The organism is Chitinibacter sp. S2-10 (assembly GCF_046530675.1).
Lineage (GTDB): Bacteria > Pseudomonadota > Gammaproteobacteria > Burkholderiales > Chitinibacteraceae > Chitinibacter.
Map to the genome: position 1 here is coordinate 887,068 of NZ_CP172558.1, position 26,088 is coordinate 913,155.

Below are 26,088 nucleotides of genomic sequence, written 5' to 3' on the forward strand. Positions count from 1 at the left end.
AGAAACCAAAGCATCTGGTAGCAAAGGAATATTGAAATGAGTCGATTTGACTTCCGCTGGGCATTACGCGGCTTCGGTGCAATCGTGGTGTTACTCGGTTTATGGTTAATCGCTGGAGTTTATCAGGCTGGCAACACTGTTTTTGCAGTCACAGGATTATTGCTGCTTGGTGTATCGAGCTGGATTTTTCTCTCTCCCAAAACCTACGCTTACCGTTATCTATTCCCCGGTGTACTCGCCATCGCAGTGTTTATCATTTTTCCTGCGGTGTATTCTACCGGGATCGGCTTTACCAATTACAGCTCGACCAATTTATTAAGTTTCGAGCGAGCTACCCAGTATTTTCTCAATGAAACCTTCGAAGCCGATGACGGAGAGCCCCTCGCATTTTCATTGCACCAAGAGCAAGCCAATCAATATCGTATTCTGCTGAGCAGTGAAGCTGGCCAGAGCTGGATATCCGAGCCGATTCAACTCAATAACACCGCCCCCCGCGGCTTGCAGCTAAAGGAACATCAAGACCAGACTGTAGGCGAGAAAGAGCCGCTCAAAACCATTATCAGCCTGCAAAAACAGCTCAAATCGCTGTCAGTGACGCTGCCGGGACAGCAGCAAAGCTGGCGGATGAGTAGTTTCTCGACGTTCACCCCCACCCAGCAGCTCTATCAGCAACAGGCCGATGGTTCTTTACTGAACAAGCGCGATCAAACCGTGATCAAGCCCAATTTCAACACCGGTTTTTACGAAACGGCCGCGGGCGAACGTTTGTCGCCCGGTTTCACCGTCAATGTCGGTCTGGCCAATTTCGAGCGCATTTTTACCAACGATGATTTTCAGGGCCCGTTATTCAAGATTTTTGTCTGGACCATCATCTTTGCCCTGCTCACCGTGGTCTTTACTTTCATTGTCGGCATGACGCTGGCCGTGCTGCTGAACTGGGAAGCGCTGCGTTTCAGAGCCATGTACCGCACGCTACTGTTTTTGCCTTATGCAGTACCCGGATTTATTTCGATCCTGATTTTCCGTGGCTTGTTCAACGAGAACTTCGGCGAAATCAATATGCTGCTCAATAATCTGTTCGGGCTGAAACCGGCATGGTTTTCCGATCCGCTCAATGCCAAGGCAATGATCCTGATCGTCAATACCTGGCTGGGTTACCCCTACATCATGTTGCTGTGCACCGGTCTGATCAAATCGATTCCATCCGATCTGTACGAAGCCTCAGCCATGAACGGTGCAGGCCCGTTGACCAATCTGTTCAAAATCACGCTGCCACTGATTATCAAACCGATGATGCCCTTGCTGATTGCATCATTTGCTTTCAATTTCAATAATTTTGTACTGATTTCATTGCTGACCGACGGGCGCCCTGACTTCATCGACAGCAAAGTACCGGCCGGCACGACCGATATTCTGGTGTCGTACACCTACCGGATTGCATTTCAGGATTCGGGACAGAATTTCGGCCTGGCTGCGGCGATTTCGACCGTGATATTTGCACTGGTTGCCGTCCTGTCCATCATCAACCTGAAGCTCACCAAAGTGAATCACGAGGAGAAACGCTAATGGCCATGGTTCTTGATCGCTCGCATAAATGGCGGGTTATTGCAGCGCATGTCGGTTTGATCGCCTTTTTGCTGCTGATTCTGTTTCCTTTTTTCATGATCGTTTCGATCTCTTTACGCCCCGGCAATTTTGCCGCCGGTAGCCTGATTCCGGACACCATCAGTCTGGAGCACTGGAAACTGGCGCTCGGTTTTAGCTATCAGGATGTCGATGGCAACTGGGTCAAACCGCAGTTTCCGGTTTTGCTCTGGCTGTGGAATTCGATCAAGGTCGCTTTTATCAGCGCGGGCATTATTCTGCTGCTCTCAACCACCTGCGCCTACGCTTTTTCGCGCCTGAAATTCAAAGGCCGCACACTGGGGCTCAATGCGCTGTTGCTATTGCAAATGTTCCCGGCAGTGCTGTCGCTGATCGCTATTTACGCGATTTTTGATCAGATCGGCAATTACATCCCGTGGCTGGGAATCGATACGCACGGCAGCCTGATTCTGGCCTATGCCAGCGGCATCATTTTGCATATCTGGACGATCAAGGGATATTTCGACACGATTCCGGTTGAGATGGAAGAGGCCGCCCGCGTCGATGGCGCGACGCCATTCCAGTCATTCCGCTATGTACTGTTGCCGATGGCAGTCCCGATTCTGATTGTCGTTTTCCTGCTGGCCTTTATCAGCGGCATCATCGAATACCCGGTGGCATCGATTCTGCTACAGCAACAGGAAAACATGACGCTGGCAGTCGGCTCCAAGCTTTACCTGTACGCACAGAATTATTTATGGGGCGATTTTGCCGCGGCCGCGATTTTGTCCGGCCTGCCCATCAGCCTGCTCTTTTTAATCGCGCAGCGCTGGATGGTCGGCGGACTGACTGCCGGCGGTGTTAAAGGATAAAATGGCTGTAATACTGATATGCGTCATCGCATGCCAAAATGTCGCAGCTAAACTGATAACAACATGAGGTTTGATTGAACTTAGGGTCAATACCTCATATCTAACTCGCTTCAATTGATCTTAAATCTAGGCGCTTTATGCGCCTAGATTTTTTCAAACCCGGGATAACAAAATTGCAAAACACAGTACTTGGCATTGATATTGGCGGAACCGGCATCAAAGGAGCGCCGGTTGATATTCACACAGGCGAACTCTTGGCCGAACGTCACTGGCTGGCCACGCCGCAACCGGCAACACCCGAAGCGGTCGGCGTGGTCATCGCGCAAATGGTCGAGCATTTTGGCTGGCAAGGGCTGATCGGCTGTACTTTCCCTGCAGTCGTTCATCAGAGCAAAACGCTCTCGGCCGCCAATGTCGATCAGAGCTGGCTGAATGCACCAGCCGAAAGCCTGCTCGCTACGGCGGCAAAATGTCCGCTGGTGTTGCTCAACGACGCCGATGCGGCCGGTCTGGCCGAAGCCACTTTTGGCGCTGCACGCGGTTTGCGCGGCAATATTCTGGTCATCACACTGGGAACCGGCATTGGCAGTGCGCTGATCGCCAACGGACAACTGGTCAGCAATACCGAACTCGGCCACCTGCTCTACCCGGGCAGCGATGACGCCGAAAAATACTGCTCGGCCAAAGTCAAAACTGACCAGAATCTCGACTGGCCCGAATACAATCGCCGCCTGAACGGCTATTTACTGTATGTACAAACGCTGTTTTCGCCCGACCTGATCATCATCGGCGGCGAAATCAGCCGCGCAGCCGATCAGTTCATCCCGCATATGCAAGGCATGCGCTGCCCGATCATTCCTGCCGAGCTGAAAAACGAAGCGGGCATTATCGGCGCAGCACTGGCAGCGGCGCAGCAAAAACCTTAAGCTGATTAATGATCCATCTCTGCTTACAATAAAAATTTGCTTTGTAGGAGCGGCTTTAGCCGCGAAAACACTGAATATTCTGTCAATATTCGCGGCTAAAGCCGCTCCTACACGTGAAGCTGAGATCGCCACCTAATCAGCTCGCCTTTCAACCCGCTTTACCAACGAGGCCCCACGATGAGCATTCAGCTTGAAATCTGCGCCGGTTCGGTCACTTCCTGCCTCGCTGCGCAAGAAGGCGGCGCGCAGCGCGTCGAGTTTTGCGACAACCTGCTCGAAGGCGGCACGACGCCGTCGTACGGCGCGCTCGCCGCAGCACGCGACCGGCTGTGGATAGGGCTGAACGCCATCATCCGCCCGCGCGGCGGCGACTTCCTCTATTCCGACGTCGAATTCGAAGTCATGGAACGCGATGTACTGATGTGCAAGAAGATAGGGGTGGATGGTATTGTCATCGGCATCTTGACCAGCGAGGGCTGCATCGATATACCCCGCAATCAACGCCTCGTCGAACTCGCCGGTACGATGCAGGTCACTTTCCACCGTGCTTTTGACGTCGCACGCGATCCGCAGCAGGCGCTCGAAGACATCATCGCCACCGGCTGCACGCGGCTGCTCTCCAGCGGACAGGCCGCCAGCGCTTTAGAGGGCGCTGCATTGCTGAAACAATTGCAGCAACAAGCAGGCGAGCGGCTGATCGTCATGCCCGGATCGGGCGTACGCGGCCACAATATCGCCGAGCTGGTACAAAAAACCGGCTGCCGCGAATTCCACAGCTCAGGCCGCGCGCCCTTCCCCAGCGGCATGCAATATCGCAATCCAAACGTCAAAATGGGCGCACCGGGGCAGGATGAATACAGCATTATTGAAACCAGCGCCGAGCTGGTCAGGGAGTTGCTGGCGAATGCGCAGGCAGGGTTGAGTTCGCTAAGCAATTAACAAGGTAGGTCGGGTGAGCGCAGCGTTACCCGACGGATAACATGTCGGATAACGCCTTCGGCTCATCCGGCCTATTGACCTAATCAAGGAAAAACATCCGTCTCTTCAATAATCGTTTCCATAGGAAAAGAACCATGGAAATAAAGAAAATGTTCATCATCTTCTGGAACGGACGGGTTATTCAGAAGCTGATTGATCCTATGGATTTGCACTCCCGCCTCTTTGAGTGCGAACACCGATATTTTAATGACTCGCCCTCGCAAATTCCGCTCTTTGCCCAAGGCATATTTTCGTGCCACTTCAAAGTCGGTTGTGGTCGATATTCCGGGCGACGGCGAGCCATTTCCCCCGTATTCATGGGCATGAATCGTGTTCACAATGTTAATGCCGAATGTGAAATCCTCGTCACCGCATTGAACCCTGTCATCACCAAATTCCGCTCCACTTTCGGGGCAATCACTAGGCGTCTTGGGCGTCATGGTTTCTTCTAGCGACTTGCGACAGTCGTACCCTCTATAAAGGAACTCAGGTTCCACATCATTCTCCCTGTGACATATTGCTTCACGTTTGAAGACGTTCTACGTAAACTCAAATCAGCTAGGGTATATCGTCATAGAACAACATCTAAAAGCCGAGTAGGGTGTGCAAATCTTGATTTGCGCACGCGGAATCGGGGATTCATCATCCATTGCTGTTAATTTGAACCCCATTTTGGTGCGCAAATTCCTGCAGAATTTTCACACCCTACCCTTCAAATCACCGCAATCCTTCGTCCTTCGGCACTGCTCAAGCGGGCCAGATCGAGAATCCGCATCACGGTGCGCGCTTCGCGGGCGGGGACGGGGTTGGGTGCGATGCCGTGAATTGCGTCGCGGATTCCGGCGTAATACGCGGTGTAGCAACCTTGCGGTAACGTGAGTTCCTCACTCGTGATCAGGTCGTTTTCGCTGCGGTACAGCGTGGCGCTGCGGGTATCGACACCCCAGCCTGCGCGATCCGGACGCAAGCCGGCTTTGAGCCAGTTTTCCTGCTGATCAAGCCCGTCGACCGAATACGCAGCGTCGGTACCTTGCACCAGAAAGCGCGGCGTTCCGCCGTGGATTAACGTTCCTGCGGCGAGTACCGCGCGCATGGTTTTGTAATGCAATACGACGTGGAAATCGTCGATGGTTTGCGCGCCGTCGCGCCGTTTGACCAGATCGGCGCTGATTGCTTCGGGCAGGCCGAACAGTTGCAGCGCCTGATCGATCAGATGCGGGCCGAGGTCGTACCACAGCCCGGCGCCCGGTACGTCAGCCTCGCGCCAGCGTTGGCGAACTTGCGGGCGGAAACGGTCGAAATGCGAAGTAAATTCGACAACATGGCCCAGCTGGCCAGCTTCGAGCAGCGTTTTCAGATGCAGGAAATCGTTATCCCAGCGGCGGTTATGGAACACCGACAGCAGCTTGCCGGCATCGTCGGCGCGCTGCAGCAAATCGTCGGCTTCGCGCAGATCGAGCGTGAACGGCTTGTCGATCACCACATGCTTGCCGGCGGCCAAGGCGGCGCGTGCCAGCGGATAATGTGTATCGTTGGGGCTGGCAATCACGACCAGATCAAGGCCGGGGTGCGTAATCAGCCGATCCGGCTCGGTTTTGACGACCATTTCGGGCCAGTCGGCCAGCACATCGGCCGGGCGCGAGCTGGCAATCGCAGTGAGCTTCAGACCCGGCGTCGCATCGATCAGCGGCGCATGAAACGTTTTGGCCGCGTAGCCATAGGCAATCAAACCCACGCGTAAAAAATCAACTTTGCTCAACGTGAGTCCCTCATTTTTTTGTGGCAAATTCGTGGCCAATTTATATCGAAATACGGCGTCGCTGTCTGTAAGGTTTTTACAATAGGCCGTGATGTATTAGGCCAAGGCGCTGCTCACGCAGAGCAGCCCGCTCACACCAGCACTTGCCGCACTTCAACAAAAAAACGCTGGATCAGCTGCTCGATGCGCGGATCAATCATGGTGTCAGCCTGCCGCCCGTGCGGGCAAGGCAGGCGCTCTGTCGTGCCGAACAGGCGGCAAATCAGCGGGCGCTCGCCGTACACGGTGCAGCCATTTTCGCCCAGATGGACGCAATTGTATTGCGCCAGCGCCGCATCATGCTCGGCCACCGTTTTGCGCGGCAGACGCGATAATTCTTCGCTCGACGCCGTCACGGGCCCGCAGCAATCATGGCATCCGGGCAGACAGGCAAAACCCGGAATCTGCGTGCGCAAATAACGCAGTTGATCGCGCGTTTCAAACATTTGCGGTCCACAGCATATCGACGTGGGCAATGCCGTCCTCGTCGTATTCGTCCGACACCGTCACAAAACCATGCCGCCCATAAAAGCCCTGCAAATGCGCTTGTGCGCCAATCCGGTTATTGCAGGCAGGGTATTGCTCTGCAGCGCCCATTAGACCTTGCTTTATTAGCATATTCCCCACCCCGGTATTGCGCGCCGACACAGCAGTAATCACCCGCCCCAGCGAAGGCTCGACATATTTCAGCCCCGGCGGAACCAGACGCAAACAGGCGACAATCTCGTCATTCTGCCAGCCGAGCAAATGCGTAGAAACGAGATCCAGATCGTCAATATCGGGATAGGCGCAAGCTTGCTCGACAATAAATACCGCCTGCCGCAAGCGCAGGTATTTAAACAGCGTGGGTGTGTCGAACTCGTCAAACCGATACCAGCGCCAAACGATATCCATGAACAACTCCAAATAAAAAAGCCCAAGCTGAGTTGGGCTTTTGAAAATTTTGCAACCGACCTCAAGCTGAGAAAGCACAGCTGCTCAGTCGGCGAGCGAGCCAAAGCAGTTTGGCGTCACCCGAAGCACAGAAACCGGAACGTACATGGAGTACGTGAGAGGATTTCGAGCATCGGATGGCGGCAAAATGCGCAGGCGCAGCCGCCGAATGATTAGCCGCCGATGCGTTCACGCCACTTGGCGATCTGCACCAGCACCTGAAACGGCGCAGTGCCGCCGATGTGATTGCGCGCGTCGAGCGAGCCTTGCAGCGTCAGCACTTGCTGCACGTCGTCTTCAATCAGCGGCGAGAATGATTTGAGCTCGACCATCGTCAGATCGGCCAAGTCTTTCTTTTTGTCTTCGGCATAACGCACCGCCAGCGCAACGGCTTCGTGCGCGTCGCGGAACGGCAGGCCGCGTTTAACGAGGTAATCGGCCAGATCGGTCGCCGTAGCAAAGCCTTGCTTGGCTGCGCGCTCCATCGCTTCAGGTTTGACGGTGATACCGCGCATCATGTCGGCGTAAATCCGCAGCGTGTCGGTCAGCGTGTCGACGGTGTCGAACAGGCCTTCCTTGTCTTCCTGATTGTCCTTGTTGTACGCCAGCGGCTGGCCTTTCATCAGCGTCAGCAACGCGACCAGATGGCCATTCACACGGCCAGTCTTGCCGCGCACCAATTCAGGTACGTCCGGGTTTTTCTTTTGCGGCATGATCGAGCTGCCGGTGCAGAAGCGGTCGGCAATATCGATGAAGCCGTAACGCGGGCTCATCCACAGGATCAGCTCTTCCGACAGGCGCGACAGATGCGTCATGACCAGCGCGCCAGCGGCGGTAAACTCGATCGCGAAGTCACGATCCGACACGGCGTCGAGCGAGTTTTCGCAAATGCCTTCAAAGCCGAGCAGTTTAGCGGTGATCGTGCGGTCAATCGGGAAAGTCGTTCCGGCCAGCGCGGCCGAGCCGAGTGGCATGCGGTTGACGCGCTTGCGCGTATCAGCCAGACGCTCGGCGTCGCGGCCGAGCATTTCAACGTAGGCGAGCATATGGTGGCCAAAAGTCACCGGCTGCGCGACTTGCAGATGCGTAAAGCCGGGCATCACGGTGCCGGCATTTTTTTCGGCCAGATCGAGCAGTGAGCGCTGCAGCTCGCGCACCAGATCGAGCAGCACATCAATCGCGCCGCGCAGGTAAAGACGAATGTCAGTCGCAACCTGATCGTTGCGCGAACGACCGGTATGCAGGCGTTTGCCAGCGTCGCCGATTTTGTCGGTCAGGCGGCGCTCGATATTCATATGGACGTCTTCGAGGTCGAGACTCCACTCAAAACGGCCAGCGCGGATGTCGTCCAGAATGTCGGCCATGCCGCCCTGAATCGCACGCAGATCGTCGTCGGACAATACGCCGACCTGGTTCAGCATACCGGCGTGCGCCAGCGAGCCCTGAATGTCCACTTCCGCCATCCGGTTATCGAAAAAGACCGAAGCGGTATAGCGTTTGACCAGCTCGGAAACCGGCTCGTTAAAACGACCGGACCAAGCTTTGTTAGCGGAATCAGACATTGAAAACTTCCTGAAGAAATAGGTGAAAATTATTCGCAATTATACGGGAAAACACGCAGCAAGGCGCGCGCTTCGGCGCAGGCTGACGAAAGTGTTCGGATACGATTTTGGGAGTGGTCAAGCCAAACCAATCACCTGATTAGGTAGCCATCTCAGCAAGAGCTTGCTCATTCAACCTCCCCCTTTGTAAAAGGGGGATTGAGGGGGATTTGGCTTTGTTTCAGTCACAAACATAGCTTGGAATAGTGCAGAAATCCCCCCTAACCCCCCTTCATTGAAGGGGGGAATGTCATGCTGAGATAGCTACCTAATCAGGACCAATCATCAGGTATATCGATGCAGATCATGTCTATCAAAGCCTACATAGATATACTCGCTATAAATTCAGCCTTAGCGATTCAGAATCGCCAGCTCGGCCTCGGTCAGAAAACGCCATTCGCCGATCTCCAGGTCCAGCTCGGCCAGTTGCAAGTCGCCAATCGCGGTGCGGCTCAGCGCCGCGCAGTGATTACCCGCTGCGGCGAGCATGCGTTTGACCTGATGGTATTTGCCCTGCTCAAGCACGATTTCGATCTGATTCTCGCCACGCTGCACCGCAGAAACAGCGGCAATCGGCTCGTCCTCGTCGATCAGCTTGACGCCAGCGAGCAGATCAGCGACCAGTTTGTCGCTCACCGGCTCGGCGGTGGTCGCCAGATAGGTTTTGGGCTGATGGCGCTTGGGTGAGCTTTGCGCGTAAATAAACGCGCCATCGTCCGACAGCAGCAGCATGCCGGTGGTGTCGTGATCAAGCCGCCCCACCGGCTGCACATCGCGCCATTCCATGTTTTCCGGCAACAGCGTCAGCACCGCCGGATGATGCGTCGGTTTGCGCGAACACTCGTAACCGCTGGGTTTATTGAGCACCAGATAGACTTTCTCGCGGTACTCCCACTCTTCGTCAAACACGGTGAACTGCAGCCCTTCCGGGTCGAATTCGGTTTTCCATTTGGTGACCAGCTCGCCATTGACTTTGACTTCACCGTCTTCAATCAGGTCGCGACAACCCTTGCGCGAGCCAAAGCCCTGACTTTGCAGAATACGATCCAGAGAAGTTTTTTTCATCGTGCAGCCTTTGCGGTCCAATCCAAGCTGCGTATTGTAAAACGGCCACCCGGCAAATGCCGCATGTTTTCTGGGCGAAACAATGTTTACATAGGTATACCAATAGAATCATTACCAGCAATTGGCTGCAAACAAATACCCGCCAGATGTATGATTATCTGACTAGCCGTCAGGCACTGCAGGTTTTACATTCGGACTCATTTCTTCCCGCCCAACGATCATGCAATCAACCCAATTTGTCCAATGCACTTTTGCGCAGCATGCCGCAGCCATTCTGGCGATTTTGAACGATGCGATTATCCATACCACGGCGCTGTATGATTACCAGCCGCGTACGATGGCCAATATGGCCGACTGGTTTGCCGCCAAGCAGGCCGGCCATTTTCCGGTCATCGGGCTGGAAAACGAACAAGGCGAGTTGATGGGCTTTGCCAGCTATGGCGCTTTTCGTGCTTTTCCAGCTTACAAATACACGGTCGAACACGCCGTGTATGTCGCGCAAACTTTTCGCGGACGGGGCTTGGGTGAGGCGCTCTTGCTTGAGCTGATCAAAGTGGCGCAAGCGCAGGGGAAACATGTGCTGGTCGGCGCAATCGACGCAGAAAATCACGGCAGTATTGCCCTGCACACCAAGTTGGGATTTACTTGCAGCGGCATACTCCCGCAAGTCGGTTTCAAGTTTGGTCGCTGGCTGGATCTGGTTTTTTATCAGAAAGTTCTGGCGACGCCGGAGAGTCCGGTCGACGGGTGATGGGTGATGGGTGATGGGAAATAAAAAAACAGCAAAAGGTATATCCACCCAAGCCAATCTGCAATTAGCTTAGCTAAATATACCCCACGGACTGCAATTAGCCGCGACTAGTCACGATCAGCAAATGATAACCAAACTGTGTTTTCACCGGGCCTTGCACTTCATTCAGCGGCGCGCTGAAAACCACTTTATCAAACTCCGGCACCATCATTCCGGGGCCGAACGAACCCAGATCGCCACCTTGCGCTGCCGACGGGCAGTTTGAATACTCTTTCGCTACGGCAGCAAAATCGGCTCCGGCCAGAATCTGTTCTTTCAATTGAATGCATTGCGCTTCGGTGTTAACGAGCAAGTGGCTTGCAGTAGCTTGAACCATGGAAAACTCCAGAGAAAAAGGGCGATTGAGCTCACCCTGATTTGAGAAAATACGACTCGCGCATTCTACTTTGTCGCCTCCGCGAAAACATTAAAAACCTGACGCGGTGAAGGCACGGGAAACGACAAAATATCAAAACACCCAACTCACTCCAGAAACTCGTCGACCTCAGTTTCGGGATTGAAATGATGCAGCAGCAAGCAATCTTCCCAGCCGTCATCACCTTGCGCAATCGCCATGCTGGCACGCTGCAATTGAAAAGCCAGCAAGGAGTTCTGGTAAATCCGCTCTTGGCACTCATGCCAGAGCGCGGCCAGATCGTTGGTTTTGTATTCGAAATTGATGAAAGCGCCGTTTTCATCGCCCTCGGTGACGCGATGATCGGTCACCAGCGGCAGCTCGGCAAACGCTGTCAGTGCCGCGCGGGCTTTGGCCTCGTCCATCGTTGGCACCAAATGTGGCTGCAATTGAATCAATAAAATCCGTGTGGCCATTTTTGCGCGATCCTGAGCAATGATTTGCCCGCATTTTACGCCCGTTCCGCCGTGTGCGTCGTTCCCACTGCTAGAATAAAAATCTCCCGATTACGGAATCAAACCATGGCGCAATTTCAGGTGTTTATTATCGGCGACGAGATTTTGAGTGGTCGTCGGCAAGACCAGCATTTCGCTGTCGCTTTGAAAACGCTGCAACAACACGGCCATCAGCTTGCTGGCGTACGCTATTTGCCCGACACCCCCGCCGTGATCGAACGAGCTTTCAGAGAAACGCTGAACGATGGCGCGAATGTGATTTCCTTCGGCGGCATCGGTGCGACGCCGGATGATCATACGCGGCTGGCGCTGGCTCAGGCCGCCGAGGTCGATCTGTTTCGTCACCCCGAAGCGGCTGCCTTGATCGAACAACGATTTGGCGCTGATGCCTATCCGTATCGTATCCAGATGGCCGAATTTCCGAGCGGCAGCAGCCTGATTCCGAACCCGGTCAATCAGGTCGCAGGCGCATTTTTCCGTCGGCACGCGCTGCTGCCCGGTTTTCCGAACATGGCCTGGCCTATGCTCGAATGGATGCTCGCCACGCACTACACCGATGGCATCGCCCCCCATGTTTGCAGCATCATCGTTCCCGATGCCAAGGAAGGCGAGCTGGTCGGCGTGATGCAGACGCTGGTGCGCGATTACCCGGGCATAGGCTTTAGTAGCCTGCCGAGCTACGGTAATGCACGCCATGCGACGCCGCACATCGAGTTCAGCACCAGCGGCGAGCCGATGAAAGCTGAAGCAGCGATGGCCGATTTGCAGCACCAGCTCGATGCACGCGGCATTTTCTGGTTTAGCGCGCAGCCAGCGGACAGCCCCACGATCAACAGAAGTTAATTTGCAAATTCCCCGTCAAAAGCTTACTGTTGTCGTCAAAACAACTGCAAAGGCGAGGCAATGACCCAATCTATCCGTAAACGCGCGCTCATCATCAGCGGCGGAGCGCCGAATGCCACGCTGGTCGCCGGCGCACTCGAAGCTTTTTCCGAGCTGGGCATTGAATTCGATATTATTTCAATGGCCGGTGCAGGCGCCTTGCTCGGTCTGATGTACACCGCACCGAAAAATGGCGACGCCGTCGCCACGCTACGCGGTATGCAGGAAATGGGGATTGCCGATTTTCTGTATCAGGCTTTTCCGGTCAATTTCAAAGTGTTCAACAAACCGGGCCCGCTGGCCGATGTGTATCGCAGCCTGCTCGCCAGCAATCCGCTGGTGCAAGCGCTGCAAAGCTGGCCAGCCAGCAATCCGCTGACGCAAACCATCAAGGACAGTGCCGAGCTGATGCTCGCTTCAGCCTGCCCCAGCGATCTGTCGCAACAATCACTCGGCCTGTGCGCGCATGTACCGTTTGCCGAAACGCTGATCGACTTTGCCGCGCTCAAAGACAGCCCGGTTGACCTGTGGATCAATGCCTACAACCTGAGCCAGCGCAAAATGGTGAACTGGTCGCAAGCCGACATCGACAAGCAGAAGCTGCAAGCCGCGCTGTCTTTCCCCTACCTGTATCCGCCCACCGAGCTCGATGGCGATTTCTATATCGAAGGCGCGGCGATTGACTGCCTGAATTTCAAAGCACTGGTCGATCATTACGACGGCGATCTGGGCGAAATTGTGGTGTTTGACCTGCTTGGCGCGGAAAAACTGCTGCGCAAACCGCGCGATCTGTACGACGCCTGGGTGATGTCGATCATCACGCCGCTGGTCGAAATCGCACGCGACGACGTGAAGTTATTCGAGGCTTTGCACAACGCCGACGGCCAGATCACGCTGCATAAAGTACCGCTGCTCGATGCGATCACACCCGAAGATCTGCCCGATGTGTTTGACTGGTCGCGCAGCAATCTGAGCACGCTGTATCAACTCGGTTATGACACGGCGAAAGCCTACGCCCGTCAATATCTTGCGCCCAAATAGGTGGCCGCATAAACATCTCGGGGGTCTTGTTAATTACACGCCACATCATCTATACCACAGGGAACAGCAATAAAAGGCATCTGGGGTAGCACGTGAAACAAACCGAACAGACTCTGCTCGAACAAATGCGGATTACGGAATTCGAAATCGAATTCCGTAAAACGCTGTTTTCAATCAATGAAGCAGATGTCGCAGCACTGGCTCGTTTCAGACCCATGGCCGAATTACGGATTGATCACCTTGTCGATCAGTTTTACGAGCTGCAAACCAGTGTCCCTGAAATTGCCTTGCTGATCGGCGATGCCGATACGCTGGGTCGCCTGCGAATGGCACAGCGTAAATATGTACTCGACCTGTTTAGCGGCGTGTATGACCTTGAATACGTCAATAACCGGCTGCGTATTGGCCTGGTTCACAAACGGATCGGTGTCGAACCCAAGCTCTATCTAGCGGCAATCAATACATTGAAACAGCTATTGCATGGGCTGATACAAAACACGATTCAGGACGAGGCCGTTTGCAAAGCGACCATCCTGGCGCTGGAAAAATTGTTCATGTTCGACATTGCGCTGGTCTTTGACACCTATATTCGCAGTCTGGTGTCCGAAATCGAATCATCGCGCAATAAATCCGAACAATACGCCCGCTCGCTGGAAGAAAAAGTCCGCACCCGTACCCGTGATCTGGAAAACGCTTCGCGCACCGATCCGCTGACCGAATTATTCAATGTGCGCGATTTAATCGAAACGCTCACCCGCGCAATCCGGCAGGCTGAACGCCGTGGCGAATCGGTGGCGCTGGCATATATCGACATCAATGATTTCAAAATGATCAACGATACACACGGCCATTTGCGCGGCGATGAAATCTTGCGTTTTGTTGCCAGTTGCCTGCGCCGGATTTCACGCATCGAGGACAGTTGTTTCCGTTATGGCGGCGATGAATTCTGTGTGATTTTGCCCAATTGCGATCAGGCACATGCCGAAGAAATTTTTATGGGTCGTTTATTCGAAGAAATGTACACCCGCGAAGCCTGCGTCTCGCTCAGCATCGGCTGCGCCAGCACCGGACCGGAAATCTATTGCTCGCCGGAAGAACTCATCCATCGTGCCGATGCACAAATGTACAAAATGAAAGAGGCGCGCAAACATCCGCCAGCAATGGAAAACGCAGCCAGCCCCGACATTACCCCATGATGTATCTTCCGGAAAATCAGAAAAAACAAAGCACTGAAGCAAATACCCCCCGATGACGCTCTATGCAATGGCATTGACGCGATGACTAATCCAGATCGACAGTATCCCCGCCATACAAGCCAGCAAACCCACCCAGCCAAAATGACTTAAATATCCGTCAGGCTCTTGCGTCAAAATCATCCCGGCGAGCAAAGAGGCCGCGCCTGAAGCCAGATTTTGCATGGCCGAATTAAAGGCCATTAAGCGCCCCCGCAAATGCGGTCGCGTCGCCCCCGTCACCATGGCCATACTGGGAATAAAGCGGCCACTGACAAACATGAAAAACAGCGCAGCAATCAGCAGATGCCAGCCCAGACTCACCGGCAAACTCTGCGTGATCAGCACAATCGGGATAAAGCTGAGCACGATCAAAATCGCCAAGATGCGGGCAGGCCGATGACGATCAATCAGTCGGCCTATCGTCGGACGACTAAACAAAGTAGCCGCGCCGCCAACCAGATAAACATACATCAGATCATGCGGCGAGATGCCGACGTTAGCGATCAAAGCCGGGGCAATAAACGGGATCACCAGAAACCCCGAAACCGTCAGCATTGCTGTCAATCCAACGGCCCACCAATGATTGGCATTGCTCAATAATTCGCGATAATTGTCCAGCCAGCCCGCCTCGCGGTTCAAGTCCTGCAAATGGGCAGCAACCGGCGGAATAAAACGCCAAATGCCCAGCATGATGATGGCACAGATTCCGGTCAGCACCAGAAATGGCACGCGCCAGCCATAATGCGCAGCCAGCCATAAGCCCAGCGGCACACCGGCTACTGCCGCGAGCGAAAAACCCAGCATCACCCAGCTCATCGCTCGGCCACGCCGCTCAACAGCCACCACATCGCCAACAATGGCCAGACAAATCGAGCCAATAACACCGCCAAAAATGCCAGCCAGCATCCGTGCCAGCAACAGGCTGTAAAAACCGACCGACAAACCGCAAACCAGGGTCGCCAGCGTCAATCCGCCATAGCAAAACAGCAATGCATGGCGGCGATCAAAATGATCGGCTCGCGATGAAGCCAGCAAGGCGGCAACCCCCGCAGCCAGTGAATAGGCCGACACCAGCAAACCAAAATGCGCGGTGCTGATCTGCATTTCGGCCATCAGATACGACGCCAAAGGCATCATGATCATGAAATCGGCAATCGTGCTGAACATCACCAGCATCAAGGTCAGCAACATGGCCAATTCGTGTTGGCGGGCGTGGGGCATGGCGATAAAACCGCAGTCGGGATTGGAGAATTTATTTTACCGAACAATCACTTGCTTGACGCCCGATTCATGCCGCCGGGCAGAAGGTAATTTTATACATTCAATTTTTTGCATTGTGGCCAATCGGCAAATGCAAAAATGGCTTGGGCTTTGCTCACCAGACTGCTAAACCGAAATAGGCGCAAGGCATCTTGAGCCAGAAAAAGTGGAGGTTATTATGGGCAATAGCAAAACCAAAGGGCGCATTACGGTCAGCTCGCGCATCGACTTTGTCCGGCACGCTTCCGAGCAGCTGGACGACGCTGTGCTGGTATTTATTTATGATGCGACCGACGAGCGCACCACCAAATCCCGCAGCAGTCTGGTCGATTACCTAAACGACATCGGCATGATGACCGTCGCTCAAGCCATTGAAGCGCATAAATCCATCATTATGTTTGAAAATGCCGACGATGCAGTTCGCGCCTGGCAACAGGTCTGCGATCACAGTCATGCGCTGGGCGCGCATGTATTCTGGCGCGGACTACAGGACGATGCCGTTCACCACGCACTGATGAAAGCACGTCCCAAAGAAACCAGCCCGCTGGTTCATCACTGACAGGTATACTCCGCAAACCAAATTTACATAATGGCCGCAAAGATATACCCATCAAGAAGGGGCAATGTTCTCAATACGTGTTGATCCTAACCCAGCTGGTGGATCTAGGGCTTGAAATCCCCTCTCACCCATCGCCGAGGGAGTGGAGCGAGACAAACAGCTTTGCCGTTTGGCTCGCGACCGACCGAGGGAAGCCCGGAGGGCCGCAGGTGGGGGTCGCCTTTCTTTGCTTACTTTCTTTGGCGAAGCAAAGAAAGTGAGTCCCCGTCGCGGATTGCGACTGTAAAACACCGCGCCGAAGGTGCTAAAAACTATCAACACGAAATAAGAACATCGCTCAAGAAGGACGCTGCGGCGTCCTTTTTTATTTGTTCAGTTTCCTGAGTCGGCGGTTTGCTGCAAATGGGCAATGACCTTGTTCAAGCCCAACGTCAATTGCCGGATCGAACCGATAAAATCCCAATCCTCACCGTCAATTTTGACTTGATTGGAAATGGCTCTGACTTCCAGGAAACGCTGCTGTTCGGCCAGGCAAACCTGAAAAAACGCCGCGCCTTCCATATTTTCAATATCAATATGTCGCGTTGAAACAAATGGTGCCATTGCGGCATTCAATGAATTGCTGCTCGCCAGCGGCAGCGGTGCATCATCAGGCAGATGCGGGCAATCCCATTGCCGCACGGCAGTAAAATCCATTGCCAGATCCAGATCAGCCAGATGCGTAAACCCGCTCGGCGTAAAAAAGCCCAGATCAGCCTCGCGCTCGCTGCTGACCAAGACCGTATCGCCGATTTTAAACGCCGAATCCGGATAAACCCCGGCAATGCCCCCCATCAGCAACCAGTCGGGTTGGTGGCGAGCAATGATTTTGCTAGTCTGATAGGCTGCCGTCGTCAAACCCACGCCACAAAATTCAACAATAACATCAGGATGATCAAAAAATTGGGCTTCGGTACGGCTGGGAAAAACAACGACGATTTTCATCTGGAGCGCAGCTTGGGAAAAAGCCGATTGTAACCGCATCAGATAACGATCCAAAACAAAAGCCACCGCATACATTCGGTGGCTTTTGTAATTTAACTGGTAATCAGCGAGATTGAGGCTTGGCTAACTAATCGTTTTCTTGTTCGCAATCCGGGTCAGTGCCAGCAGCACAGCCGACGGGGTATCGCTCTCTTCCAATGCTTCACGAATCCGGTTAAACGCCGCCGCGGCATCGGCAGGATATTTGCCGAACGAAACCACATTGCTGTGCTTCCAGCCCGCAGCCTGCATCACTTCATTGCGAAACTTCGGCCCTTCCAGCGGATTAGTGCCTGGTACCATTTGCAACAGGGCACGCTCGATTAGAACATGCGGAAAAGGCGTGGCAGAAAGCGTTGTGAAATGTTCTGGTTTTACTTCGTCAAATTGCATTATGGCACCTCGAGAAAATAATCTGGCTTTCTGTATCTAAGCCCATCCCCAACCTTTTTGCCAGTGCAAAAAGCTGAAATCTCGGAAAGATTTTGCGTTTCAGGAAAAACGCCACGCGACAATCCGGCTCACTTTTTGTCCCTGCGCCATAGTCAGAGTTTGCACTTCGCAGGCTGCAAGCGTTTTAAGCGCACGGTAAATCGCCGGCAGATTTTCACTTTTTGAAACCAGCGTCGTAAACCAGCCGACTTGCGCAGCAAAATCGGCGCTTTCGGCAATCATCCGGCCAATAAAGCGGCTCTCGCCGCCCTCGCACCACAGCTCGTTATGCTGTCCGGCAAAATTCAGTCTGGGCTGTTTGTCATTTCCCCGCGCCAGACCCAGATTACGCAGCTTGCGGTTCGACCCTGCTGCTGCATCGGCTTGGGAGGCATGAAAAGGCGGGTTGCACAGCGTAAAGTCAAAATAGTCATCACTTTGAATCACACCGTGAAAAATTTGCTGCGGCTTTGCCTGCAAACGCGTTTCCAGTCCACCGGCCAAAACAGGATTATGGGCAAAAATCTGTGCCGCATTAGCTAATGAAACCGGATCAATATCCGAGCCGACAAAAGACCAGCCATAACTGGCTCTGCCCAGTATCGGATAAATCGCATTCGCTCCGACGCCGATATCCAGCCCGCGTACCGCATTGCCACGCGGAATTTTCCCCTGTCCTGCCAGTAAATCGGCAAGGGTATGCACGTAGTCAGCACGCCCAGGAATGGGCGGGCAGAGATACCCCTCTGGTGTACCCCATTGCTCGATGCCGTAAAAATGCTTCAGCAAGGCACGGTTCAGCGCTTTGACTGCCTGCGGGTTGGCAAAATCAATGCTGTCGTCACCGTAGGCATTTTTCGCAACAAAGGCAGAGAGCTCGCCACTGGCAGCAATCAGCGCGGCAAAATCATATCGCCCCCGATGCAGATTGCGCGGGTGCAGTCCGGCTTTTGCTGCCGGTTTGGGTGCAGGAGATTTTCTGGCAGGTTTGGGCATGGCATCGACAATCCGGAACAGGGCAAAACCCGAACCAAGTAAAACGAATCGGCCACAGTAACAGATATTCGGACTGCGCTAAACCCGGCGCATTGAGCTCAGCAGCGCTTCGCCTGCCGCATGGGCTAAACTATCACAACGACCTCGCTGGAAACATCATCATGACCGATCCCATCGTCCGCCATTTTCGCCAGATTCTGATCTGGCCTTTGCAACTGATGCCGCTGGCGCACGGCCAGATGGGTCGACACTGGGAATCGATGCAGCAAATGGTCAAAGCGCCCGGCTCGCCGTGGGAAGAACGCACCAGCGAGTTTGATTGCTCGCCCGAAGCATTTCAGGAGCGGCATTACCGCGAATTTGTCACTTTCCTGCCGTATGTGCAGCGCTTTCTCTATGGCGAAGGCGTCAGTGAAGCGGCTGATGCAGCGTCCTGGGGTCATTCGCCACTGCATGTTTTTCGGCGTAACGACATCAAATCGGTTCGCATGATGTACAAGGACGGCGTTGAATGCGATTTCCGCGTCGCGCATATCGATCTGTATTTCTTCTTTGATATTGATGTCGCGATACTGGCGTTTGAAATCATGGCCGACGATCTGCCGATGCGCCGCGTGCAAGATACAATGTTCCGCATGGGGCGCGCTTTTCCGGCGCAATGGGACGAAGACGAACATGCGACCAATTGCCCGACCCGGATACAGTGGCTCGCAGCCGATGGCGCGGTGCTGTGCGAATCGGACTATGAAAACCGCCAAGCCTTTCTGGCGCACGTTGGCGAATTTCGTTCGACGCGCATGGCGGCGCACTGGGATTTTCTGCTCAATCCGCTGGTGCCGCATCATTCGGACTCTGCTGGCGCAATTCGTTATCGCCAGCTCGAATATCACCGCATGCCGTTGATGGCTTATCTGTCGTTCGACGATCCCTTTGTACTGCAAAATGAAGATTTTTATCGCCTCGGCATGGTCACCAAACCCGGCGACGGCGATGCGCTGCCGTATTCGCCCAAAGTGTTTGACGACTTCGAGCGGCAGTGCTGCTACGACCGCTTCTGGGTTCCCGAGCGGCAACACCCGGCCACGTCGACCCGGCTGATGTGCAACGGCCATGCTTTTGTGCTGGTCGGCATGCACGGCAGCACTTTTTTCTCCGACGCACAGACCGGAGCGCTCGGTCAGTTCCGTCACCAGCATTTTCTGCTGACGATGATCGCGCATTTTCACAAAGCGGCTTTACTGCTGTTTCGCGAGCGGCTGGCGGTCGCGATGTCTCAACTCAATATCCGCAACAGTCTTTCGGTGCAGCTGTTCAAGCGTGAAATCCGCCAGTGCCTCGAAGGTTTTTTGCGCTTTAACCAGCGCTACTGGTTCCGCGAAGTGTCAAATCAGGTGCTGACCGATCAGTTATTCCAGATGTTGCGTCGCCATCTGGATACCGAAAGCCTGTTCGAAGAAGTCCGCGAATCCGTTCACAGCATGAACCAGTATCTGGAAAACGACGACTTGCGGCGTCAGGCAGACACCGTCGTGCGGCTGACCGTCGTGACGATTCTGGGCATGATAGGCACGACCGTCACCGGCTTTTTGGGAATGAATCTATTTGATTACACCGGCCAACTACCGGGAATTAAATTTGCCATTTTCATGCTGGCCTTGCTCCCGATCATTATGTTGACGATGCTGACCGTCGCCAAATCGCGCCAGCTTTCCGAATTTCTCGACGGCATTGCCGATCAGCGACTGCGCTGGCCGGGCAAATTACTGTTACTCGGCAAAGTATTTACCCGGAAAAGAAAGTAGGGTATTTCAACACAAGCCATACATCCATTGATCCAAATCGACATACCCACCAGACCGGCCAAAGCCGGTCTGGTTTTTTGATTTCAGGTAAAAATTGCCTCCGCCCCGTTATACGGTTCGATCTTGCCGCAAATCACACACATCCGGCGCTTGGGCTGCTAGACTTGCCGACTATTTGATTTGCGAACCACAAGGGTAGAAAAATGAGCAGCACGCGTGTTTTGACTGGCATCACGACTTCGGGAACACCGCATCTGGGCAACTACGTCGGCGCGATACGTCCGGCGATTGCTGCCAGCCAGTCGAACGACACGGATTGTTTCTTTTTCATGGCCGATTACCACGCGCTGATCAAGTGCGATGACCCGGCACGGATCGAACGCTCGCGCCTCGAAATCGCCGCCACCTGGCTCGCCGCCGGGCTAGACCCGGAACGCGTGACGTTCTATCGCCAGTCCGACGTACCCGAAGTCACCGAGTTGAACTGGCTGCTGACCTGCGTCACCGCCAAGGGCCAGATGAACCGCGCACACGCTTACAAAGCCAGCACCGATATCAACGAAGCCGCAGGGGAAGATCCGGATCATGGCGTGACGATGGGGCTGTTCTGCTACCCGATTCTGATGGCCGCCGATATTTTGCTGTTTAACCCGCATAAAGTGCCGGTCGGACGCGACCAGATCCAGCATATCGAAATGGCGCGCGACGTTGCCGCGCGTTTCAACCATCTGTTTGGCGCTGGCAAAGAGCTGTTTGTCCTGCCCGAAGCGCACATCGAAGAGCACGTTGCCACGCTGCCCGGTCTTGATGGCAGAAAAATGAGCAAATCGTACGACAACACGATTCCACTGTTTGAAGGCGGCAGCAAGGCACTAAAAGACGCGATTGCGCGCATCGTGACCAACAGCCTGCTGCCGGGCGAGCCGAAAGATCCGGAATGCCATCTGGTCACGATTTACGAAGCTTTTGCGACGCCGGAACAGGCCGCGAAGTTCAAGGCTGATCTCGTCGCAGGTCTAGGCTGGGGCGATGCGAAAAAACAATTGCTCGAACTGATCGAAAGCCAGATCGGCCCGATGCGTGAACGCTACGCCGAGTTGATGGCGCACCCGGAACGCATCGAAGAATTGCTGCAGATTGGCGCGGCCAAAGCGCGTGCAGTCGCAGCGCCGCTGCTGAAAGAAGTGCGCGAAGCTGTCGGCCTGCGCCGCATGAATGCAATCCCGCAAGTGAAAGAAAAAGCCGTGAAAGTGGCACTACCGACTTTCAAGCAATTCCGTCTGGCCGATGGTCAGTTTTATTTTAATTTCAGCGACGCCGCTGGCCGCCTACTGCTCGAAAGCCAGGGCTTTGCTTCGGGCAAGGACGCGGGCCAGTGGGTTGGCAAGCTGAAAAAAGAAGGTATCGCCGCGCTGGGCAATGACGCACCAGTGAAACTGGTCGCTGACATCAGCCACGCCGAAATTGCCGCCGCATTGCAGGCGCTCAATGTCGACTAAATGCCATGACAATGTATTAAGATGTTCCTGTTGATTAGCCCGGCGAGCGAGTATGCGAGTCTTACTGCACACCTTTAAACTGAGCATTCTGCTCGCAGCCAGCTCGACAACGCTGGCCGCGCCGGCGATCCGCGTCGCACTCGGCGAAAACAAGCCGCCTTATATCATGCAGGAAGCGCACGCCGGTATTGAATATGAGCTGATCACCACCACGCTCAAACGCGCCGGATTCCAGGTCGAAGCGCAGCATATGCCCAATAAACGCGCTTTGAATCTGTTTGCCAGCGGCAAAATTGACGCAACCATCGTCGCCGATGGTGCCATCGTTTCCGAGCCATATATTGCTTACAAAAACATGGCGGTCACTTTGTGCGAGAAAAATATCCGGCTCGAGCACGTCAATGACCTGAGGCAATATCAGGTCGCCACATTTCACAATGCCAGCCAGTTGCTGGGGACTGATTTTGCCCGTGCCGTCGCCGATGATTCACGCTATAGCGAAGTCAGCCCGCAATACCTGCTCAACCGCATGCTCGCAGCAGGGCGGATTCAGGTCGCCATCAGCGATATCAATATTTTCAAGCATTTTAATCAGGCCCTTGATTCACAAGAGCGTCGTACGCTGTGTCCGTATGCCCTGTTTAGCCCAACCCGTTACCGGCTGGCTTTTCGCAATAGCGCGAACCGTGACCGCTTCAATACCGCTTTGCACGAACTGCGTGAAGCCGGTTTTTACGAACAGTTAGCCCAGAAATATGCCTTGCTGCTTGAGAACGAACGACCTTATTTCAAACCATAATCAAACAGTATATTGATACAAGCCAATGAAAATAAAGGCCACAGCCATATACCCAAAGGCCATCATTGATCGATTGATTTTAGCTAACTAAGCAATTAAAACATCCAATTTTATCTATCATAAATTCGGGTCTATGATCCGACCTGTCCCTGCAACACATCTCTCAAATCAAAGGAGTTACACCAAGATGGCGATTATCAATACCAAGGTCAAACCATTCAAAGCCACTGCTTACCATAACGGCAAATTTGTTGATATCACCGAAGAGTCATTGAAAGGCGAATGGTCGGTATTTTTCTTCTACCCGGCTGACTTCACTTTCGTTTGCCCGACCGAACTGGGCGACCTGGCTGATACTTATGCCGAATTCCAGAAACTGGACGTAGAAATCTACTCGGTTTCAACTGACACCCACTTTGTTCACAAAGCATGGGCTGACGCGTCTGACACCATCGCCAAAATCAAATACCCAATGATCGGCGACCCAACTGGCACGATTACTCGCAACTTCGACGTGATGATCGAAGAAGAAGGCCTGCCACTGCGCGGTACATTCGTTATCAATCCGGAAGGCGAAATCAAGATCGCTGAAATTCACGATCTGGGCATTGGCCGCGACGCCAAAGAATTGCTGCGTAAAGTGCAAGCTGCACAGCACGTAGCGAACAACCCAGGCGAAGTTTGCCCAGCCAAATGGACACCAGGCGAAGCAACACTGACGCCATCGCTGGATCTGATCGGCAAGATCTAAGCTACCACCGTCTCACCCGGGGCAGCGCTGCCTGCCCCTTCCTTGCCGCTTCAGCGGCAAGGATTTCAGTGATTAGCCAGCTCGTTTGCCCAATACATGGCAAGGTATATTGACTCAGACTAGGCCAGCAAATGGCTTTACCAATATACCTACATGAATGGCTGATCAGTGAAATCCCGAAATTTTCCCGGAGTAATACCCATGCTTGATGCCAACATCACAGCCCAGCTATCGGCTTATCTGGAAAAACTGCAATACCCGATCGAACTGATCGCTTCGCTCGACGACAGCAAAGCCGCGAGTGAAATCCGTACCCTGCTCGGCGAAATTGCCGCGCTGAACAGCAAAATCAGCGTGCGTCACGATGGGGACAACAACCGTAAACCGTCGTTTGCCATCGCCAAACAGGGCGAAAAGCCGCGAGTCAGCTTTGCCGGCATTCCACTCGGCCATGAATTCACGTCCCTGGTATTGGCGCTGCTGCAAACCGGCGGCCACCCGCCGCGTGTTGACGATGCAACGATTGCGACAATCAAGGCTTTGCAAGGCTCGTTTGAATTTACGACTTTTGTCTCGCTCTCTTGCCACAACTGCCCGGATGTCGTGCAAGCGCTCAATCTGCTGTCGATTCTGAATCCGAATATCCGCCATGAAATGGTCGATGGTTCGCTCTATCAGGCCGAAGTCGCCGAGCGCCAGATCATGGCGGTGCCGACCGTGCTGCTGAACGGTGAGCCATTCGGTCAGGGCAGAATGACGCTTGAAGAAATCATCGCCAAAATCGACACCGGCAGCGCTGATCGCCAGGCCGAGGAAATCAATACCAAAGCACCATTCGACGTGCTCGTCGTCGGTGGCGGGCCAGCCGGTGCGGCGGCAGCGATTTATGCTGCGCGCAAAGGCATTAACACCGGCGTCATTGCCGAGCGTTTTGGCGGGCAAGTGCTCGATACGATGGGCATAGAAAACTTCATTTCGGTCAGCCACACCGAAGGGCCGAAACTGGCTGCCGCGCTGGAAAGCCATGTGCGTGAATATGAAGTCGACATCATGAATTTGCAGCGCGCCGAGAAACTCGTTACGAACGATGGCTTGATCGAAGTGCAGCTCGCCAGCGGTGCCACCGTCAAAAGCCGCAGCGTGATTATTTCTACCGGCGCACGCTGGCGTGAAATGAATGTGCCGGGCGAGCAGGAATATCGCGGTCGTGGCGTCGCGTACTGCCCGCATTGCGACGGCCCACTGTTCAAGGGCAAGCGCGTTGCAGTGATCGGCGGCGGCAATTCGGGCGTTGAAGCAGCGATTGATCTGGCCGGCATCGTTGCGCATGTCACGCTGCTCGAATATGGCAACGCGCTGCGCGCCGACGCCGTGCTGCAGACCAAGTTACGCAGCCTGCCTAATGTCACGGTCATCATGAATGCCCAGACCACTGACGTGCTCGGCGACGGCAACAAAGTCAACGCGCTGGCGTATCTTGAGCACACCAGTGGCGACTCGCACCGGATCGAACTCGAAGGTGTGTTTGTCCAGATCGGTCTGTTACCGAATACCGATTGGCTTAAAGGTACCTTGAATTTAAGCCGCCACGGCGAAATCGAAGTCGATAGCCACGGCCGCACGTCGATTCCCGGCGTCTTTGCAGCAGGTGACGCGACGACGACCCCATTCAAACAGATCATTATCGCGATGGGTGAAGGATCAAAAGCCTCACTGGCAGCCTTTGATTATCTGATTCGCAGCGGGCAATAATTCAAATATACCCTTAAGGGTATCTCCTTAAAAAACAGCATGAATCTTGGTTTCATGCCCATACCCAACAAAAAAGCCGTTCAATCGAACGGCTTTTTTCATTCTGCGAGGCCAGATCATTTGACCTTGAACAACTCCTCGATCGCCAGCTCACCATTGTAGGCCGCACCGCGATGGCCGGAGCGGCGCAAGGCATTGGCCCATTCCTGCACGATGGGTTTTAACTCTTCGGCACTGCGGACACTGCCAAGCATGATCGCCAGTTTTTCTTCCCAATTCTGCCCCAGATATTCGTGCGTCACCGACATGATGATTTTGCGTGCTTCGGTCAGCTGCTGGCTATTGGGGCGCGGCACCGGTGGCGCGACCGTTTTTGGTCCGCTGAACTGGATTTGTTCAAGCGATTGCTGACGCAGCTGGCGCGAAATAAAACCAGCATCGAGCAATTTTTTCAGATTAACCAAGACATCCTGCCCCGGCAGCATCGCGACCAGCATATCGGCACTACGCTGACCATCGATCATGAACAGCAATTGGCGCTCTTTCTGGCCGATAGCGCCACTGCGCGTTTGCAATTCGTCGGTTCCGGCTGCGGTTTTGGTGTAAATGGCTTGATCCATCTGATCTGCCCTCTGGCTGA

The 26,088-nt window shown here is 54.1% G+C and carries 27 protein-coding genes; 14 read left to right on the forward strand and 13 right to left on the reverse strand.

Features of this window, described 5'->3' with window-relative positions; translation table 11 throughout:
- Window positions 1-36 precede the first annotated feature (36 nt).
- The 4 genes from malF to ACG2XO_RS04205 all read left to right on the forward strand — a co-directional run bounded on the left by malF (window position 37) and on the right by ACG2XO_RS04205 (window position 4,321).
- Window positions 37-1,566: a maltose ABC transporter permease MalF gene (malF, locus tag ACG2XO_RS04190; RefSeq protein ID WP_410499562.1), complete on the forward strand. Its 1,530-nt coding sequence runs from the start codon at window positions 37-39 to the stop codon at window positions 1,564-1,566.
- Window positions 1,566-2,456, forward strand: coding sequence for a maltose ABC transporter permease MalG (gene malG, locus ACG2XO_RS04195; protein ID WP_410499563.1), 891 nt, complete (start codon window positions 1,566-1,568; stop codon window positions 2,454-2,456). Before malF ends, malG begins: the two co-directional genes overlap by 1 nt.
- Window positions 2,457-2,629: 173 nt before the next feature.
- Window positions 2,630-3,382, forward strand: coding sequence for a polyphosphate--glucose phosphotransferase (ppgK, locus tag ACG2XO_RS04200; RefSeq protein WP_410499564.1), 753 nt, complete (start codon window positions 2,630-2,632; stop codon window positions 3,380-3,382).
- Window positions 3,383-3,559: 177 nt separating this feature from the next.
- On the forward strand, window positions 3,560-4,321 hold the full coding sequence (locus tag ACG2XO_RS04205) for a copper homeostasis protein CutC (protein WP_410499565.1): 762 nt from the start codon (window positions 3,560-3,562) through the stop codon (window positions 4,319-4,321).
- A gap of 83 nt (window positions 4,322-4,404) precedes the next feature.
- Here the strand turns inward: ACG2XO_RS04205 and ACG2XO_RS04210 are convergent, their stop codons facing one another.
- The 6 genes from ACG2XO_RS04210 to ACG2XO_RS04235 all read right to left on the reverse strand — a co-directional run bounded on the left by ACG2XO_RS04210 (window position 4,405) and on the right by ACG2XO_RS04235 (window position 9,757).
- Window positions 4,405-4,800 carry a hypothetical protein gene (locus ACG2XO_RS04210; protein WP_410499566.1) on the reverse strand — a complete coding sequence of 132 codons (396 nt, stop codon included), beginning with the start codon at window positions 4,798-4,800 and terminating at the stop codon, window positions 4,405-4,407.
- 272 nt (window positions 4,801-5,072) lie between these two features.
- Window positions 5,073-6,119, reverse strand: coding sequence for an oxidoreductase (locus ACG2XO_RS04215; RefSeq protein ID WP_410499567.1), 1,047 nt, complete (start codon window positions 6,117-6,119; stop codon window positions 5,073-5,075).
- A 131-nt stretch (window positions 6,120-6,250) separates the two neighbouring features.
- Window positions 6,251-6,604 carry a YkgJ family cysteine cluster protein gene (locus ACG2XO_RS04220; protein WP_410499568.1) on the reverse strand — a complete coding sequence of 118 codons (354 nt, stop codon included), beginning with the start codon at window positions 6,602-6,604 and terminating at the stop codon, window positions 6,251-6,253.
- Window positions 6,597-7,052: a GNAT family N-acetyltransferase gene (locus tag ACG2XO_RS04225; RefSeq protein ID WP_410499569.1), complete on the reverse strand. Its 456-nt coding sequence runs from the start codon at window positions 7,050-7,052 to the stop codon at window positions 6,597-6,599. The genes ACG2XO_RS04220 and ACG2XO_RS04225 overlap by 8 nt, the downstream gene beginning before the upstream one ends.
- Window positions 7,053-7,264: 212 nt before the next feature.
- Window positions 7,265-8,653, reverse strand: a complete 1,389-nt coding sequence (gene argH / locus ACG2XO_RS04230) for an argininosuccinate lyase (protein WP_410499570.1) — start codon at window positions 8,651-8,653, stop codon at window positions 7,265-7,267.
- Between the two features lie 390 nt (window positions 8,654-9,043).
- Window positions 9,044-9,757: a pseudouridine synthase gene (locus tag ACG2XO_RS04235; protein WP_410499571.1), complete on the reverse strand. Its 714-nt coding sequence runs from the start codon at window positions 9,755-9,757 to the stop codon at window positions 9,044-9,046.
- Between the two features lie 220 nt (window positions 9,758-9,977).
- On the opposite strand from ACG2XO_RS04235, the gene ACG2XO_RS04240 reads away from it, so the two are divergent.
- Window positions 9,978-10,508, forward strand: a complete 531-nt coding sequence (locus ACG2XO_RS04240) for a GNAT family N-acetyltransferase (RefSeq protein WP_410499572.1) — start codon at window positions 9,978-9,980, stop codon at window positions 10,506-10,508.
- 97 nt (window positions 10,509-10,605) lie between these two features.
- Here the strand turns inward: ACG2XO_RS04240 and ACG2XO_RS04245 are convergent, their stop codons facing one another.
- Together ACG2XO_RS04245 and ACG2XO_RS04250 are read right to left on the reverse strand one after the other, a co-directional pair.
- On the reverse strand, window positions 10,606-10,884 hold the full coding sequence (locus ACG2XO_RS04245; RefSeq protein WP_410499573.1) for a peptidylprolyl isomerase: 279 nt from the start codon (window positions 10,882-10,884) through the stop codon (window positions 10,606-10,608).
- Window positions 10,885-11,030: 146 nt separating this feature from the next.
- Window positions 11,031-11,378 (reverse strand): hypothetical protein, encoded by a 348-nt coding sequence (locus tag ACG2XO_RS04250; RefSeq protein ID WP_410499574.1) that lies wholly within the window; start codon window positions 11,376-11,378, stop codon window positions 11,031-11,033.
- A 105-nt stretch (window positions 11,379-11,483) separates the two neighbouring features.
- On the opposite strand from ACG2XO_RS04250, the gene ACG2XO_RS04255 reads away from it, so the two are divergent.
- The 3 genes from ACG2XO_RS04255 to ACG2XO_RS04265 all read left to right on the forward strand — a co-directional run bounded on the left by ACG2XO_RS04255 (window position 11,484) and on the right by ACG2XO_RS04265 (window position 14,536).
- Entirely contained in the window at window positions 11,484-12,260 is a 777-nt protein-coding gene (locus ACG2XO_RS04255; RefSeq protein WP_410499575.1) for a competence/damage-inducible protein A, read from the forward strand.
- Between the two features lie 60 nt (window positions 12,261-12,320).
- The gene (locus tag ACG2XO_RS04260) at window positions 12,321-13,340 is read left to right on the forward strand and encodes a patatin-like phospholipase family protein (protein ID WP_410499576.1); all 1,020 of its coding nucleotides are present in this window, start codon (window positions 12,321-12,323) and stop codon (window positions 13,338-13,340) included.
- Window positions 13,341-13,432: 92 nt separating this feature from the next.
- On the forward strand, window positions 13,433-14,536 hold the full coding sequence (locus ACG2XO_RS04265; RefSeq protein WP_410499577.1) for a protoglobin domain-containing protein: 1,104 nt from the start codon (window positions 13,433-13,435) through the stop codon (window positions 14,534-14,536).
- Window positions 14,537-14,596: 60 nt separating this feature from the next.
- On the opposite strand, the gene ACG2XO_RS04270 is transcribed toward ACG2XO_RS04265, so the two are convergent.
- Window positions 14,597-15,796: an MFS transporter gene (locus ACG2XO_RS04270; RefSeq protein ID WP_410499578.1), complete on the reverse strand. Its 1,200-nt coding sequence runs from the start codon at window positions 15,794-15,796 to the stop codon at window positions 14,597-14,599.
- A 217-nt stretch (window positions 15,797-16,013) separates the two neighbouring features.
- Here ACG2XO_RS04270 and ACG2XO_RS04275 point away from each other — a divergent pair, with 217 nt between their 5' ends.
- A complete protein-coding gene (locus tag ACG2XO_RS04275; RefSeq protein ID WP_410499579.1) occupies window positions 16,014-16,394 on the forward strand; it encodes a hypothetical protein in 381 nt (126 codons plus the stop codon).
- 372 nt (window positions 16,395-16,766) lie between these two features.
- On the opposite strand, the gene ACG2XO_RS04280 is transcribed toward ACG2XO_RS04275, so the two are convergent.
- From ACG2XO_RS04280 to rlmF, 3 genes are all read right to left on the reverse strand, one after another.
- Window positions 16,767-17,417, reverse strand: a complete 651-nt coding sequence (locus tag ACG2XO_RS04280; protein ID WP_410499580.1) for a purine phosphorylase — start codon at window positions 17,415-17,417, stop codon at window positions 16,767-16,769.
- An 84-nt stretch (window positions 17,418-17,501) separates the two neighbouring features.
- Window positions 17,502-17,810 (reverse strand): hypothetical protein, encoded by a 309-nt coding sequence (locus ACG2XO_RS04285; protein WP_410499581.1) that lies wholly within the window; start codon window positions 17,808-17,810, stop codon window positions 17,502-17,504.
- 99 nt (window positions 17,811-17,909) lie between these two features.
- Window positions 17,910-18,845, reverse strand: coding sequence for a 23S rRNA (adenine(1618)-N(6))-methyltransferase RlmF (gene rlmF / locus ACG2XO_RS04290; RefSeq protein ID WP_410499582.1), 936 nt, complete (start codon window positions 18,843-18,845; stop codon window positions 17,910-17,912).
- A 161-nt stretch (window positions 18,846-19,006) separates the two neighbouring features.
- On the opposite strand from rlmF, the gene ACG2XO_RS04295 reads away from it, so the two are divergent.
- From ACG2XO_RS04295 to ahpF, 5 genes are all read left to right on the forward strand, one after another.
- Window positions 19,007-20,647: a hypothetical protein gene (locus ACG2XO_RS04295; RefSeq protein WP_410499583.1), complete on the forward strand. Its 1,641-nt coding sequence runs from the start codon at window positions 19,007-19,009 to the stop codon at window positions 20,645-20,647.
- A 203-nt stretch (window positions 20,648-20,850) separates the two neighbouring features.
- Complete coding sequence (locus tag ACG2XO_RS04300) at window positions 20,851-22,146, forward strand: tryptophan--tRNA ligase (protein ID WP_410499584.1); 1,296 nt, start codon at window positions 20,851-20,853, stop codon at window positions 22,144-22,146.
- Window positions 22,147-22,198: 52 nt separating this feature from the next.
- Window positions 22,199-22,945: a substrate-binding periplasmic protein gene (locus ACG2XO_RS04305; RefSeq protein WP_410499585.1), complete on the forward strand. Its 747-nt coding sequence runs from the start codon at window positions 22,199-22,201 to the stop codon at window positions 22,943-22,945.
- A gap of 187 nt (window positions 22,946-23,132) precedes the next feature.
- The gene (gene ahpC / locus ACG2XO_RS04310; protein WP_410499586.1) at window positions 23,133-23,696 is read left to right on the forward strand and encodes an alkyl hydroperoxide reductase subunit C; all 564 of its coding nucleotides are present in this window, start codon (window positions 23,133-23,135) and stop codon (window positions 23,694-23,696) included.
- Window positions 23,697-23,897: 201 nt separating this feature from the next.
- A complete protein-coding gene (gene ahpF, locus ACG2XO_RS04315; RefSeq protein ID WP_410499587.1) occupies window positions 23,898-25,448 on the forward strand; it encodes an alkyl hydroperoxide reductase subunit F in 1,551 nt (516 codons plus the stop codon).
- Between the two features lie 116 nt (window positions 25,449-25,564).
- Here ahpF and ACG2XO_RS04320 read toward each other — a convergent pair whose 3' ends face one another.
- The gene (locus tag ACG2XO_RS04320; RefSeq protein WP_410499588.1) at window positions 25,565-26,068 is read right to left on the reverse strand and encodes a hypothetical protein; all 504 of its coding nucleotides are present in this window, start codon (window positions 26,066-26,068) and stop codon (window positions 25,565-25,567) included.
- Window positions 26,069-26,088 lie beyond the last annotated feature (20 nt).

What these genes read in the sequence shown, in the direction of transcription:
- ACG2XO_RS04245 (WP_410499573.1), bottom strand. Translation starts at nt 10,884, where the DNA reads ATGGTTCAAGCTACTGCAAGCCACTTGCTCGTTAACACCGAAGCGCAA.
- rlmF (WP_410499582.1), bottom strand. Translation starts at nt 18,845, where the DNA reads ATGCCCAAACCTGCCAGAAAATCTCCTGCACCCAAACCGGCAGCAAAA.
- ACG2XO_RS04260 (WP_410499576.1), top strand. Translation starts at nt 12,321, where the DNA reads ATGACCCAATCTATCCGTAAACGCGCGCTCATCATCAGCGGCGGAGCG.
- ACG2XO_RS04220 (WP_410499568.1), bottom strand. Translation starts at nt 6,604, where the DNA reads ATGTTTGAAACGCGCGATCAACTGCGTTATTTGCGCACGCAGATTCCG.
- ACG2XO_RS04275 (WP_410499579.1), top strand. Translation starts at nt 16,014, where the DNA reads ATGGGCAATAGCAAAACCAAAGGGCGCATTACGGTCAGCTCGCGCATC.
- ACG2XO_RS04305 (WP_410499585.1), top strand. Translation starts at nt 22,199, where the DNA reads ATGCGAGTCTTACTGCACACCTTTAAACTGAGCATTCTGCTCGCAGCC.
- ACG2XO_RS04255 (WP_410499575.1), top strand. Translation starts at nt 11,484, where the DNA reads ATGGCGCAATTTCAGGTGTTTATTATCGGCGACGAGATTTTGAGTGGT.
- ACG2XO_RS04235 (WP_410499571.1), bottom strand. Translation starts at nt 9,757, where the DNA reads ATGAAAAAAACTTCTCTGGATCGTATTCTGCAAAGTCAGGGCTTTGGC.
- ahpF (WP_410499587.1), top strand. Translation starts at nt 23,898, where the DNA reads ATGCTTGATGCCAACATCACAGCCCAGCTATCGGCTTATCTGGAAAAA.
- ACG2XO_RS04280 (WP_410499580.1), bottom strand. Translation starts at nt 17,417, where the DNA reads ATGCGGTTACAATCGGCTTTTTCCCAAGCTGCGCTCCAGATGAAAATC.
- argH (WP_410499570.1), bottom strand. Translation starts at nt 8,653, where the DNA reads ATGTCTGATTCCGCTAACAAAGCTTGGTCCGGTCGTTTTAACGAGCCG.
- ACG2XO_RS04285 (WP_410499581.1), bottom strand. Translation starts at nt 17,810, where the DNA reads ATGCAATTTGACGAAGTAAAACCAGAACATTTCACAACGCTTTCTGCC.
- malF (WP_410499562.1), top strand. Translation starts at nt 37, where the DNA reads ATGAGTCGATTTGACTTCCGCTGGGCATTACGCGGCTTCGGTGCAATC.
- ACG2XO_RS04240 (WP_410499572.1), top strand. Translation starts at nt 9,978, where the DNA reads ATGCAATCAACCCAATTTGTCCAATGCACTTTTGCGCAGCATGCCGCA.
- malG (WP_410499563.1), top strand. Translation starts at nt 1,566, where the DNA reads ATGGCCATGGTTCTTGATCGCTCGCATAAATGGCGGGTTATTGCAGCG.
- ACG2XO_RS04270 (WP_410499578.1), bottom strand. Translation starts at nt 15,796, where the DNA reads ATGCCCCACGCCCGCCAACACGAATTGGCCATGTTGCTGACCTTGATG.
- ACG2XO_RS04250 (WP_410499574.1), bottom strand. Translation starts at nt 11,378, where the DNA reads ATGGCCACACGGATTTTATTGATTCAATTGCAGCCACATTTGGTGCCA.
- ACG2XO_RS04300 (WP_410499584.1), top strand. Translation starts at nt 20,851, where the DNA reads ATGAGCAGCACGCGTGTTTTGACTGGCATCACGACTTCGGGAACACCG.
- ACG2XO_RS04210 (WP_410499566.1), bottom strand. Translation starts at nt 4,800, where the DNA reads ATGACGCCCAAGACGCCTAGTGATTGCCCCGAAAGTGGAGCGGAATTT.
- ACG2XO_RS04205 (WP_410499565.1), top strand. Translation starts at nt 3,560, where the DNA reads ATGAGCATTCAGCTTGAAATCTGCGCCGGTTCGGTCACTTCCTGCCTC.
- ahpC (WP_410499586.1), top strand. Translation starts at nt 23,133, where the DNA reads ATGGCGATTATCAATACCAAGGTCAAACCATTCAAAGCCACTGCTTAC.
- ACG2XO_RS04295 (WP_410499583.1), top strand. Translation starts at nt 19,007, where the DNA reads ATGACCGATCCCATCGTCCGCCATTTTCGCCAGATTCTGATCTGGCCT.
- ACG2XO_RS04320 (WP_410499588.1), bottom strand. Translation starts at nt 26,068, where the DNA reads ATGGATCAAGCCATTTACACCAAAACCGCAGCCGGAACCGACGAATTG.
- ACG2XO_RS04225 (WP_410499569.1), bottom strand. Translation starts at nt 7,052, where the DNA reads ATGGATATCGTTTGGCGCTGGTATCGGTTTGACGAGTTCGACACACCC.